Annotated in this window: 11 protein-coding genes; 1 reads left to right on the plus strand and 10 read right to left on the minus strand. The window is 70.2% G+C overall.

Features of this window, described 5'->3' with window-relative positions; translation table 11 throughout:
* Nucleotides 1-72: 72 nt before the first annotated feature.
* Genes OG456_RS13200 through OG456_RS13210 form a run of 3 tightly spaced genes read right to left on the minus strand, consistent with a single transcriptional unit; the run spans nucleotide 73 to nucleotide 1,671 of the window.
* Nucleotides 73-552 carry a DUF6113 family protein gene (locus OG456_RS13200; protein ID WP_266560525.1) on the minus strand — a complete coding sequence of 160 codons (480 nt, stop codon included), beginning with the start codon at nucleotides 550-552 and terminating at the stop codon, nucleotides 73-75.
* Nucleotides 552-1,445 (minus strand): N-acetyl-1-D-myo-inositol-2-amino-2-deoxy-alpha-D-glucopyranoside deacetylase, encoded by an 894-nt coding sequence (gene mshB / locus OG456_RS13205; RefSeq protein WP_266560527.1) that lies wholly within the window; start codon nucleotides 1,443-1,445, stop codon nucleotides 552-554. Before mshB ends, OG456_RS13200 begins: the two co-directional genes overlap by 1 nt.
* Nucleotides 1,446-1,476: 31 nt before the next feature.
* Entirely contained in the window at nucleotides 1,477-1,671 is a 195-nt protein-coding gene (locus tag OG456_RS13210) for a hypothetical protein (RefSeq protein WP_266560529.1), read from the minus strand.
* A 165-nt stretch (nucleotides 1,672-1,836) separates the two neighbouring features.
* Here OG456_RS13210 and OG456_RS13215 point away from each other — a divergent pair, with 165 nt between their 5' ends.
* Nucleotides 1,837-3,969, plus strand: a complete 2,133-nt coding sequence (locus OG456_RS13215) for a S9 family peptidase (RefSeq protein ID WP_266560531.1) — start codon at nucleotides 1,837-1,839, stop codon at nucleotides 3,967-3,969.
* A gap of 159 nt (nucleotides 3,970-4,128) precedes the next feature.
* Here OG456_RS13215 and OG456_RS13220 read toward each other — a convergent pair whose 3' ends face one another.
* The 7 genes from OG456_RS13220 to OG456_RS13250 form a co-directional block, all read right to left on the minus strand.
* Nucleotides 4,129-5,202 carry an ABC transporter ATP-binding protein gene (locus OG456_RS13220; protein WP_266560533.1) on the minus strand — a complete coding sequence of 358 codons (1,074 nt, stop codon included), beginning with the start codon at nucleotides 5,200-5,202 and terminating at the stop codon, nucleotides 4,129-4,131.
* Nucleotides 5,195-6,169, minus strand: a complete 975-nt coding sequence (locus OG456_RS13225; protein ID WP_266560535.1) for an ABC transporter ATP-binding protein — start codon at nucleotides 6,167-6,169, stop codon at nucleotides 5,195-5,197. The genes OG456_RS13220 and OG456_RS13225 overlap by 8 nt, the downstream gene beginning before the upstream one ends.
* 6 nt (nucleotides 6,170-6,175) lie before the next feature.
* A complete protein-coding gene (locus OG456_RS13230) occupies nucleotides 6,176-7,192 on the minus strand; it encodes an ABC transporter permease (protein WP_266560536.1) in 1,017 nt (338 codons plus the stop codon).
* Nucleotides 7,185-8,108 (minus strand): ABC transporter permease, encoded by a 924-nt coding sequence (locus OG456_RS13235; RefSeq protein WP_266560538.1) that lies wholly within the window; start codon nucleotides 8,106-8,108, stop codon nucleotides 7,185-7,187. The genes OG456_RS13230 and OG456_RS13235 overlap by 8 nt, the downstream gene beginning before the upstream one ends.
* Before the next feature lie 64 nt (nucleotides 8,109-8,172).
* Nucleotides 8,173-9,804 carry an ABC transporter substrate-binding protein gene (locus OG456_RS13240; protein WP_266560540.1) on the minus strand — a complete coding sequence of 544 codons (1,632 nt, stop codon included), beginning with the start codon at nucleotides 9,802-9,804 and terminating at the stop codon, nucleotides 8,173-8,175.
* 84 nt (nucleotides 9,805-9,888) lie between these two features.
* A complete protein-coding gene (locus tag OG456_RS13245) occupies nucleotides 9,889-11,202 on the minus strand; it encodes a serine hydrolase (protein WP_266560542.1) in 1,314 nt (437 codons plus the stop codon).
* Between the two features lie 140 nt (nucleotides 11,203-11,342).
* Nucleotides 11,343-12,473 carry an ABC transporter ATP-binding protein gene (locus OG456_RS13250; protein ID WP_266560544.1) on the minus strand — a complete coding sequence of 377 codons (1,131 nt, stop codon included), beginning with the start codon at nucleotides 12,471-12,473 and terminating at the stop codon, nucleotides 11,343-11,345.
* Nucleotides 12,474-12,494: the final 21 nt, after the last annotated feature.

Raw genomic sequence — 12,494 nt, forward strand, 5'->3', positions numbered from 1 at the left:
TACTGGCCGCGGCCGGAACGCATCCGGTGACCGCCGACGAAACCTGTGCGGGGCACGGGCCGAAGTGGTACGTCACTTCCCAAGTCGGGCGGCGGGCCCCGGTGGTTGCTGCGACAGACCAAGGGTGGCGCACATCACAGCGACGGCCATCCCGCCGAGAAGGAACAGATAGGAGCCGGTTCCCGCGCCGAAGAGGAAGTCGCCCTCGGGCCGGCTCGCCGTGAGCAGGATGACCGCGACGGCCCAGCCCACGGCCGGTGCGACGGCCCCTGCCCTGGTGCCCGTCACCCGTGCCCCGCCGAGGAACGCGCCGGCCGCGCCGAGCAGCGCGAGCAGCAACCCGCCCGGGAACAGGCCCCCTTGGACGAGGGAACCGGCCATTCCGACGAGCGCGCCGAGCACGAGGAGGCCGGTCAGCACGGCGATGTGCCCGGCGTCGAGGCCGGTCGCCGCAGGCCGGACGGGCGGGCCGCCCGCGGACTTCGCGGCGCCGCTCGACGCCGCCGCCCGGCCGGACCTGGCCGGGTTGCCCGACTTGTCTGCGCCACTCATCACGCCACCACTCCCGCGAACAGGTCCGTCTCGTACGGCGCCTCTGCCTCGCCCCGCGCCAACTCGTAATACTCCTTGTCGAAGACGGGCTGGGCGAGCCCGTTCGACAGGGCGAAGACCGGCTCGCCGCCGGGTGCGATCTCCACCTGGGTGGTGTGGGCGCGCATCGCGGCGGTCTTGGCCGCGACGAAGGCCCTGCCGTCGATCTCCGCGGTGACCCGCTCGTCGTCGACGACGCCCGGCACGTCGCCGATCTCGGCCGCGGTCTCGTACGGGGTCGAGCCGAGGACACCGGCCAGCCACCGGAAGCGCTCCTCGGCCACGGACCTGGGCACACGGTTCCAGTAGATCTTCGCGACGGTGTGGGTGTCGCCCAGGTCCCGGCGGAACGCGGGCTCGGCCGCGAGTTCGGCGGCGCGCATGGCGACGCGGTGGGCCTGGATGTGGTCGGGGTGGCCGTAGCCGCCGTCCGGGTCGTAGGTGACGAGGACCTGGGGACGGACCTCGCGGATCACCTCGACGAGATACGCGGCGGCCTCGTCCAGGTCGGCGGACCAGAAGGCGCCCGGCCGGTCGTTCTGCTCCGCGCCCATCATCCCGGAGTCCCGGAAGCGTCCGGGGCCGCCGAGGAAGCGGTGGTCGGTGACCCCGAGCTCCTTCATGGCGGCGGTGAGCTCGCCGATGCGGTGCGGGCCGAGGATGTCCTCGCGGTCCGGGGCGAGGTGCGCGAGAACGTCCGGGATGACCTCGCCCTCCTCGCCGAGGGTGCAGGTCACCAGGGTGACGTGGGCCCCGTCGGCCGCGTACTTGGCCATGGTGGCGCCATTGTTGATCGACTCGTCGTCGGGGTGCGCGTGCACGAGGAGCAGACGCCGGTCGGGCAGTTCCGTCATGCGCCCCAGCCTAGGACTCCCGACGGCGCGACTAGAGCTTGATCCCGCCGATCATGCCCGCGACGTTCGTCGTGAGCTCGCTGATGGTGGGGGCGATGGACGAGCTGGCGAGATAGAACCCGAGCAGGACGCAGACGATCGCGTGTCCGGCCTTCAGACCCGACTTCCTGATCAGAATGAAGACGATGATCGCGAACAGCACCACTGCCGAAATCGAGAGTGCCACAGCGGTCCACCTCCCTTGATCCGAGTCCAACTGCCGTACGCCACGCGGTAGCCGAGCGTTTCTTGCCCACGCAGCGCTATGGATCATAACTATCCGTCCCGACGCATGAGTCGGTGCATGGCAGCAAGGGGGGCGCACGGCGGCACGGCCCCATAGGGTCGGGGGATGACCACCGAGCCTCTCTCCTTTCCGCGCCAGCACGCCCGCACCCAGCGCTTCACTCTCGGCGCACCACGGGCGTTCACGGTGGCGCCCGACGGCGAGCGCGTCGCCTTCCTGCGGTCCGGGTCCGGTACCGATCGGGCGAACGCGCTGTGGGTCCTGGACGTGACGTCCGGCGAGGAGCGGATCGCCGCCGATCCGCGGGTCCTCCTCGGCGGCGCCGAGGAGGACCTGTCGGACGAGGAGCGCTCGCGCCGCGAACGCAGCCGCGAGGGCGCCGCGGGCATCGTCGCCTATGCGACGGACACGGCCGTGGAGCAGGCCGCGTTCGCGCTGTCGGGACGGCTGTTCACCGCGGAGCTGCGCGCGGGCACGACCCGCGAACTCCGCGACCCCGCACGTCATGGTCCGCTGATCGACCCGCGACCCTCGCCGGACGGCCGCCATGTCGCGTACGTGTCCGGGGGCGCCCTGCGCGTGGTCGGCGCCGACGGCGAGGGCGACCGGGCCCTCGCCGATCCGGGCGAGGACGAGGCGTCGACCGTCACGTACGGGCTCGCGGAGTTCATCGCGGCCGAGGAGATGGGCCGCTCCCGGGGCTTTTGGTGGTCGCCCGACTCGGACCGGCTCCTGGTGGCCCGGGCGGACGACGCGGCGGTGCGGCGCTGGTGGATCGCGGATCCGGCGCACCCGGACCGCAAGCCCGCCCGCAACGCGTACCCGGCGGCGGGCACGCCCAACGCGGAGGTGCGGCTCTTCGTCATCGGCCTGGACGGGTCGCGCACCGAGGTGTCGTGGGACCGGGCGAGGTACCCGTATCTCGCCCGGGTGCACTGGTCGGCCAACGGGGCGCCGCTGATCCTCGTACAGGCCCGTGACCAGCTCAGTGAGCTGTATCTCGCGGTGAACGTCGAGGACGGTTCGACGCGGATGGTGCACGCCGACGAGGACGGGCAGTGGCTGGAGCTGTTCCCCGGCGTGCCGTCCTGGTCGCCGAGCGGGCAGCTCGTGCGGATCGCCGACGAGGGCGGGGCGCGGGTCCTCGCGGTCGGCGAACGGCCCCTGACCGGGCCGCAGTTGCACGTGCGGGCAGTCCTGGACGTGGGTGAGAGCGACGTGCTCGTCTCGGCGTCGGCGGGCTCGGCGGCGCGGGACCGGGAGACCGGCGAGGTGCATGTGTACCGGGTCAACGAGCTGGGCGTGGAGCGCGTCTCGGACGAGCCGGGCGTGCACTCCGCGGTGCGCGCGGGCGGCGTGACCGTCCTGGCGTCCGCGCGCACCGACGAGCCCGGCACCCGGGTGCGGTTGATGCGGGACGGCAAGCAGATCGCGACGGTCGCCTCGCATGCCGAGCGCCCCTCGCTGAGCCCTCGCCTGACGCTCACGGAGGCGGCCGGCATCCCGTGCGCCGTCCTGCTCCCATCCTCGTACCAGCAGGGGGACGGGCCGCTGCCGGTGCTGCTCGACCCGTACGGCGGCCCGCACGGGCAGCGGGTGCTCGCCGCGCACAATCCGCATCTGACGTCGCAGTGGTTCGCCGACCAGGGCTTCGCGGTGGTCGTCGCGGACGGCCGCGGCACCCCCGGCCACTCCCCCGCCCGGGAGAAGGCGGTCCGCGACGACCTCACCCTCACGCTCGACGACCAGATCACGGCGCTGCACGCGCTGGCCGACGCCTTCCCGCTCGACCTGAACCGGGTGGCGATCCGCGGCTGGTCGTACGGCGGGTATCTGGCGGGGCTCGCGGTCCTGCGCCGCCCGGACGTCTTCCACGCGGGCATCGCCGGCGCCCCGGTCACGGACTGGCGGCTCTACGACACGCACTACACGGAGCGCTACCTGGGCGACCCGAAGGCCGCGCCGCAGGTGTACGCGAAGAACTCCCTGGTCACCGACGACGGTCTGGCCGAGGCGGCGGGCCAGCACCGGCCGCTGATGATCGTGCACGGCCTGGCCGACGACAACGTCGTGGTGGCGCACAGCCTGCGGCTTTCGTCGGCGCTCCTCGCCGCGGGCCGCCCGCACGAGGTGCTGCCGCTGTCGGGCGTGACGCACATGACGCCGCAGGAGCAGGTAGCGGAGAACCTGCTGCTGCTCCAGGTGGACTTCCTGAAGCGCTCGCTGGGGCTGGTCTAGAAAGGCGACCGGCCGGGGCGACATGGCGCGCCCCGGCCGGTCCACGGCACCCGCACGGCCGTACGCTGTTCAGCCTGACGCGTTCGTATATCGGTGCCGCGACGGTCAAGTTGCCTGTGTGTTAACGAAGTTGATGTGCATTTGTCGCGACACGTACGCCTACTCGGTGGGGACGACGCGCTTCTCCTCGGCGAAGTGGCAGGCCGAGTCGTGCTTCGCCGGTGTGTCCCCGATGCGGAACACGGCGGGCACCGCCAGCGCCGGCACCTCCAGCGCGCACCGCTCCTGCGCCTTCCAGCAGCGGGTGCGGAAACGGCAGCCGGAGGGGATGTTGGCCGGGGACGGCACATCGCCGGTGAGGATGATCCGCTCGCGGTGGTCGCGCGCCTCCGGGTCGGGGACGGGCACGGCGGACAGGAGCGCCTGCGTGTAGGGGTGCGTGGGGTGTTCGTAGATCTGCTCGTCGGTGCCGATCTCGACGATGCGCCCGAGGTACATGACGCCGACCCGGTCGGAGATGTGCCGCACGATCGACAGGTCGTGGGCGATGAAGACGTAACTGAGGTCGAACTCGTTCTGGAGGCTGTCGAGCAGGTTGATGACCTGTGCCTGCACGGAGACGTCGAGCGCGGAGACCGGCTCGTCGGCGACGATGATCTCGGGGCGCAGGGCGAGGCCGCGCGCGATGCCGATGCGCTGGCGCTGGCCGCCGGAGAACTGGTGCGGGTACCGGTTGATGTACTCCGGGTTGAGCCCGACGACGTCCAGAAGGTCCTGCACCTTGCGGCGCCGGTCGCCCTTGGGCGCGACCTCGGGGTGGATCTCGTACGGCTCCCCGATGATGTCGCCGACCGTCATGCGCGGGTTGAGGGACGTGTACGGGTCCTGGAACACCATCTGGATGTTGCGGCGTACGGCCTTGAGGGCACGCCCGGACAGCTTGGTGATGTCCTCGCCCCTGTACTTGATCTGCCCGGCGGTCGGCCGCTCCAAGTTGACCAGCATCCTGGCGACGGTCGACTTGCCGCAGCCGGACTCGCCGACGATGCCGAGGGTCTCGCCCTGGCCCAGCACGAAGTCGACGCCGTCCACGGCCTTGACCGCGCCGACCTGCTTCTTGAACAGGATCCCCTGAGTGAGCGGATAGTGCTTGACCAGCCCGCTGACCTCGAGGATCGGCTCGCCGGCCGGCACGGGGGCGGCGGCGTGCGCCTCTTTCGCCAGGTCAGCCATCGAGCGTCTCCTTCCAGAAGTAGCAGGCGCTCCGGCGCGTCGGACTCACCTCGAAGAGCGGGGGAACGTCCGCGCGGCACACGTCCTGGGCCATCGGGCAGCGCGGGTTGAAGGCGCAGCCGGGCGGGATGTGCATCAGATTGGGCGGCAGGCCCTTGATCGCGTACAGCTCCTGGCCCTTCTGGTCCAGGCGCGGGATCGATTCGAGCAGGCCCTTGGTGTACGGGTGGGCGGGCGCCTTGTAGATCTCGTGCACGGGCGCCGTCTCGACGATGCGGCCCGCGTACATGACGGCGATCTTGTCGGCTACGTCGGCGACCACGCCGAGGTCGTGCGTGATGAGGATGAGGCCCATCCTGAGCTCGCGCTGGAGTTCGGCGAGCAGCTCCATGACCTGGGCCTGGACGGTGACGTCGAGGGCGGTGGTGGGCTCGTCGGCGATGATCAGGTCCGGTTCCAGGGCGAGCGCCATCGCGATCATGATGCGCTGGCGCATGCCGCCGCTGAACTGGTGCGGGTACTGGCCGACCCGCTCCTTGGCGGCGGGGATCCTGACGCGGTCCATCAGCTCGACGGCCTTGGCCTTGGCGTCCTTGCGGGACATGCCCTTGTGGACGGTGAACAGCTCGCCGATCTGGGCACCCACGGACAGTACGGGGTTGAGGGAGCTGAGCGCGTCCTGGAAGATCATCGCCATCTTCGCGCCGCGGATCTTGCGCCGCCCGTCCTCCTTGAGCTTGAGGAGGTCCGTGCCCTGGAAGAGGATCTCGCCGCCGGTGATCTTCCCGGGCGGGATGTCGAGGATGCCCATGATCGCCTGGGCGGTCACGGACTTGCCGGACCCGGACTCGCCGAGCACGGCGAGGGTCTCGCCCTCGTCGACGGTGTAGCTGACGCCGTTGACGGCGTTGGCGATGCCGTCGCGCGTCCGGAACTCCACGTGCAGATCGCGCACTTCGAGCAGCATGGGCGCCTACCTCAGCTTGGGGTCGAGGGCGTCGCGCACCGCGTCGCCGAGCATGATGAAAGCGAGCACGGTGATCGCGAGGGCGCCGGCGGGCCAGAGCAGCATGTGCGGGGCGTTGCGGATGTACTGGGACGCCGAGGAGATGTCGATGCCCCAGCTCACGGTGGGCGGCTTCAGGCCGACGCCGAGGTACGAGAGCGTCGCCTCGAGGGAGATGTACGTGCCGAGCGCGATGGTGGCGACGACGATGACCGGCGCGATCGCGTTGGGCAGGATGTGCCGCAGCATCATCCGGGAGTTGGAGGCGCCGAGCGCCCGCGCCGCCTGCACGTAGTCGTTCTGCTTGGCCGTGATGACGGAGCCGCGGGCGATGCGGGAGAGCTGCGGCCAGCCGAGCAGCACCATGAACCCGATGACCGGCCAGACGGTGGAGCTGGTGACCACGGACAGGAGCACCAGGCCGCCCAGGACGACGGGGATGGCGAAGAAGACGTCGGTGATGCGGGACAGGATCGCGTCCCACACCCCGCCGAAGAACCCGGCGAGCCCGCCGAGGACGCTGCCCAGGAGGGCGACGCCGACGGTGGCGCAGACGCCGACGGTGACGGAGGTGCGGGCGCCGTACACGGTGCGCGTGTAGACGTCGCAGCCCTGGCCGTTGAAACCGAACGGATGGCCGGGCTGGGAGCCCTCCTGGGCCTTGGCGAGGTCGCAGGAGAGCGGGTTGCCGGAGGCGATCAGCGAGGGCCAGATCGAGATGATCACGAGGAAGACGATGACCAGGCCCGAGATGATGAAGATCGGGTTGCGGCGCAGATCGCGCCAGGCGTCCGACCAGAGGCTTCTCGGCCTGCCCGCGGGTCCCGTGCCTTCGGGGCCGCCCGGAGTCTTCTCCAAGGTTGTCCCCTCGCTCGTGGCGAGGTCCATGGCGCCGCCCGCGCCCGTCGCGGCGATGGCTCCTCCGTCGTCCGGGACGCGCCCTCCGCCCGACGAGTAGGGCTCCGGCGGCTCGGGTTCAGGCATAGCGGATCCTCGGGTCGAGTACGGCGTACAGGAGGTCGACGATCAGGTTGGCCGCCAGGAAGACGAGGACGAGTACCGTCACGAAGCCGACGACGGTCTGGGTGTTCTGCCGGACGATGCCCTGGTAGAGCTGGTAGCCGACGCCGTGGATGTTGAAGATCCGCTCCGTGACGATGGCGCCGCCCATCAGGGCGCCGATGTCGGTGCCGATGAAGGTGACGACCGGGATCAGCGAGTTGCGCAGCAGGTGCCGGACGATGACGCGACGGCGCGGCAGGCCCTTGGCGATGGCCGTACGGACGTAGTCGGCGCGCCGGTTCTCGGCGATCGAGGTCCTGGTGAGCCGGGTGACGTACGCGAGGGAGACCGACGCGAGCACGAGGCCGGGGACGATCAGTTCGGAGAACGTCGCCTCCGTGGACACCGCGGGTTTGATGATCCCCCACTCGACGCCCAGCAGGAGCTGGAGGAGCAGACCGGTGACGAAAGTGGGGACGGAGATGACGACCAGGGTGAGGAGCAGCACGGAGGTGTCGACGGGACGGCCGCGGCGCAGGCCGGTGACGACGCCGAGCGAGATGCCGATGACGATCTCGAAGAGGATCGCCACGATCGTCAGGCGGATCGTCACGGGGAAGGCGGCCGCCATCAGTTCGGTCACCTTCTGGCCGTTGAACGCGGTGCCGAAGTCGCCGGTGAAGACGTTCCCCATGTACGTCAGGTATTGCTGCCAGACGGGCTTGTCGAGGCCGAACTCCTTCTCCAGCTGAGCGGCCGTGGCGGGGTCGCACTGCTTGTCGCCGCACAGTCCCGCGATGGGGTCGCCCATCACGTTGACCATCAGGAAGATGAGCAGCGTCGCGCCGAAGAAGACCGGGATCATCTGCAGCAGACGCCTGATCACATAACGTCCCATACGGGCTCCCGAATCGGGGGGAGCGGCCGCCCTTCAGGGCCCCGGACTGCCGCTCCCCGGGGCGTCAGCTGACCTTGATCTCGTTGTAGACCGGAACGCTGAACGGGTTGAGGGCGACGTTGGAGACCTTGTCCGAGTAGCCGGCGCTGCCGTTCTGGTACCAGAGCGGGATGGCCGCCATGTTGTCCCTGACGACGCCTTCGGCCTGCTGGAAGATCTTGACGGCCTTGGCGCGGTCGGACTCGGCGTTGGCCTGGTCGACGAGCTTGTCGAACTGCTTGTTGGACCACTTGCCGTCGTTGGACGAGGCGTTGGTGTAGTACAGCGGCTGCAGGAAGTTCTGGATGAGCGGGTAGTCCATCTGCCAGCCGGCGCGGAACGGGCCCGTCATCTTCTTCTGCGTGATCTTGTTGCGGAAGTCGGCGAAGGTGCCGGTGGGCAGGCCGACGCAGGCCTTGTCGTTGCCCAGCGCGTTGTTGATGCTGTTGCAGACGGCGTCGACCCACTCCTTGTGGCTGCCGGTGTCGGCGTTGTAGCCGATCCTCACCTGGCCACCGGGGATGCCGCCGCCCTCCTGGACCAGCTTCTTGGCCTCGGTGGGGTTGTAGTCGCAGCTGTCGCCGCACAGGCCGTCCTGGAAGCCGCCGTCCTTGCCGAGGACCGGCGAGGTCCAGTCCGAGGCCGGGGTGCGGGTCTTCTGGAAGATCGTCTCGGTGATCTGCTTGCGGTTGATCGCCATCGACAGGCCCTTGCGGACCTTGTCGCTGTCCGCCTTGTTCCACGCGGGGTCGTAGAACGGGAAGGCGAGCGTCTGGATGATGCCGGCGGGGGTGTTGATGTACCGGCCGCTGAGGTCGGCCTTGACGTTCTTGAGCTGCGAGGCCGGGACGTCGTCGACGAGGTCGAGGTTGCCGGCCGTCAGGTCGGTGTACGCCGTGTTGTTGTCGGTGTAGACCTTCAGGTCCACGCCGCCGTTCTGCGCCTTGTCGGTGCCCGGGTAGGCGTCCCACTTGCGCAGGGACATCTGGGAGCCCTTGGTGTAGTTCTCGATCGTGTACGGGCCGTTGCCGACCGGCTTGCTCACCCACGCGGAGTGGTTGTCGAAGAAGGCCTTGGGGAGCGGGGCGAAGGCCGCGTAGCCGAGGGTGTCGGGCCACAGCGAGAACTTCTGGTTGAGCTTGACCGAGAAGGTGAGGGGGCCGGTGACCTTGAGCCCGGACAGGTTGGTGGCGCTCGGGGTGCCGGAGTCGGGGTGGACCTTGTCGTAGCCGTCGATCTGGCCGAAGAAGTAGGCGTTCTTCTGGTTGTTCCTCAGGTCGGCGCCGTAGTTCCAGGCATCCACGAAGGACTGCGCGGTGACCTTCTCCCCGTTGGAGAACGTCCAGCCGTCCTTGACCGTGATCTTGAAGTTGATCGAGTCCGTCGTCTCGATCTTGTCCGCGAGCATGTCCTCGGCGGCGCCTGTCTTCGAGTTGTAGCGCTTCAGGCCACGGAAGAGCATGTCCATGACCTTGCCGCCCTGGACCTCGTTCGTGTTCGCGGGCTCCAGCGGGTTCTGCGGATCACCCCAGGACGAACGGACGATCCCTGAGCCGTTGCCGCCACCGCCGCTGTTGCTCCCACCACCACAGGCCGTCGCGGCGAGAGCGACGGCCACCGCGCATACGGCCCACTTGGCGTGCGTGGCTCCACGCATGGAGTGCCTCCTCGGAGTGCTTCTGGGTCAGCGCCTTACGGCACTTAGGCCCAAATATCGTCCGTAAAGACACATAACGCACTTTCAGCCCGGCCGTACGGGCCCCAGTTCGCACGGGTGGGTCAGCAGATTGCCGAGCAGACCCTCCCGGTCGCCCTCCTTGTAGACGCGGGCCACTCCGGTCAGACGGCCCTCGTCCCGACGCAGCTCCAGACCGAGCACCGGACTGCCGACCCTCGCGTCGGCGGTCGGCAGTTGTACGGGGAAGGAGCCGCGCAGCGCGAGGGTGGCCGTGGCGTCGACGGGGGCGGTGGCGGTCTCGTCGCCGGTGGTGAGTTCGGCGCGGGCGCCCGGCAGGATCCGTAGCCGCAGCGGGACCTCGCCCTCCGGTGTCGAGGCGTGGCCCGCCCACTCCCCCTCCTTCAGGGTCAGGGGGCGCGCGGGCACGGAGAACACCGGTGAGATCAGTTCGGGAGCAAAACCGGGTACGAGCTCGCCGAGGACGTGGTTGACGACCGCGTCGCGGGCCGCCTTCGCCGTCGTGTTCGTCAGGACCGCCACGGACAGGCCGAGTTCCGGCGCCGACACCGCGATCGCGGCCACGCCGCCCATGCCGCCGCCGTGGCTCACCAGAAGAGGCCCATCGCCGCGCGAGACGCACCAGCCGAGGCCGTACCCGAGGTGCTCGCCGATCGGGACGGCGTCGAGGACCGCGGCGGCCGTCTCCGCCTTCAGGAGCCGCGGCCAGGACTGGGCGAAGAGGGCGAGCTGGGGGGCCGTCGCCCAGCCGAGCGTGGCGCCGGGATGGCTGGTGCGCAGGCCTTCCGGGTACGGGCGCCCGTCGGGGGTGTAGCGGGTCGCGGATCCCGGGCAGACCGTGGCGATGCGGAAGCCGTCGAGCCCGAGCGGCCCGAGGACCCGCTCCCGGGCGTATGTGGCGAGGTCCTGTCCGGTGGCTTCCTCCAGGAGCCGGCCGAGGAGCCGGTAGCCGAGGTTCGCGTACTCGAAGCCGGAGCCGGGCGCGCGGTGGAGCCGCGTGTACGGCTCCGCGTCCACGGCCGGCTCACCCTCCTCGCCGTAGTGGAAGTCGTAGTGCGCGCCGAGCCCGCCCCGGTGCCGCAGGAGCTGACGCGGGGTCGCGCCGAGCGGGCCGGGCGCGTCCAGGTCGAGCAGCCCCTCGTCGGCCGCGACGCAGACCGCCGCAGCCGTGACCGGCTTGGTGACGGAGGCGAGGGCGTACGGGGTGTGCGCGGTGGCGGGGATCCCCGCGCCGGTGTCGGCAAGCCCGTGAGCCTGGGCGAGGGTCACCTCGCCGTGCACCGCGACCGCGACCGAGACGGACGGGCACCCGTGCACCGCCATCGCCTGCGCGCACCGCGCCTCCAGGTCGTCCAGCATTGCCGCCCCTCTCCCTCGCCCGCTCGTTCATGGATCATCGCCCACACCGTGGCCGCCACGACCGCCGGCTCGGGATACGCCGACGGCCCGTCACCGGTGTGTCACCGGTGACGGGCCGTGGCCGGTCGAAGCGTGGACGGTCAGGCGTTCGCGCCGGACTCGTCCTCGAGGGCCGCGAGGGCCGGGTCGAGCACGATGTCCTCGCCGCGGTCCGCCGTCGTCGGCTCCTCCGGGAAGTGACAGGCCGTGAGGTGACCCTCGCGGCTGCCGGAGATCTGGACGAGCGGCGGCTCCTCCGTGGCGCACTTGTCCTGCGCCTTCCAGCACCGGGTGCGGAAGCGGCAGCCGGACGGCGGCGAGATCGGCGAGGGGACGTCGCCTTCCAGGCGGATCCGCTCCTTCTTCACCGCGTCGATGTCCGCGTTCGGCACGGCCGACATCAGCGCGTGCGTGTACGGGTGACGGGGGCGGTTGTAGAGGGAGTCGCGGTCGGCGATCTCCACGATCTTGCCCAGGTACATCACCGCGACGCGCTGCGAGAAGTGCCGCACGATGGCCAGGTCGTGGGCGATGAAGACGAACGCGATGCCCATCTCCCGCTGCACCTTCTGCAGCAGGTTGACGACCTGGGCCTGGATCGACACGTCGAGCGCGGAGACCGGCTCGTCCGCGACGATCAGCTTGGGCTCGAGGGCCACGGCCCTGGCCACGCCGATGCGCTGCCGCTGGCCGCCCGAGAACTCGTGCGGGAAGCGGTTGTAGTGCTCCGGGTTCAGGCCGACGATCTCCAGCAGCTCCCGCACGCGCGCCTCGCGGCCGCCGGGCGGGTTGATGCCGTTGATCTCCATCGGCCCGGCGATGATCGAGCCGACCGTCTGGCGCGGGTTCAGCGACGCGTACGGGTCCTGGAAGATCATCTGGATCTCGGACCTGATCGGCGCCAGCTGCTTGCGGTTGGCCGTGCTGATGTCCTGGCCGTTGTACGTGATCGTGCCGTGGGTCGGCTCGTACAGGCGGGTCAGCAGACGGCCCGTCGTCGACTTGCCGCAGCCGGACTCGCCGACGAGGCCCAGGGCCTCGCCCCGGAAGACGTCGAAGGAGACGCCGTCGACGGCCTTGACGGCGCCGATGGTCCGCCGGATCGGGAAGCCGCCCTTGATCGGGAAGTGCTTCTTCAGGTCCTTGACCTGGAGGAGCGGTGCGCTGTCCGCGTCCCGCTGCTGCGGGATCGCTTCCGCGACCGCCGTGGTGGTCTGGTTGTTCTCGCTCATGGTCATGCCCCAGTCGCCGGT

This window comes from Streptomyces sp. NBC_01446 (assembly GCF_026340095.1).
In the GTDB taxonomy this organism is placed as follows: domain Bacteria; phylum Actinomycetota; class Actinomycetes; order Streptomycetales; family Streptomycetaceae; genus Streptomyces; species Streptomyces aureus.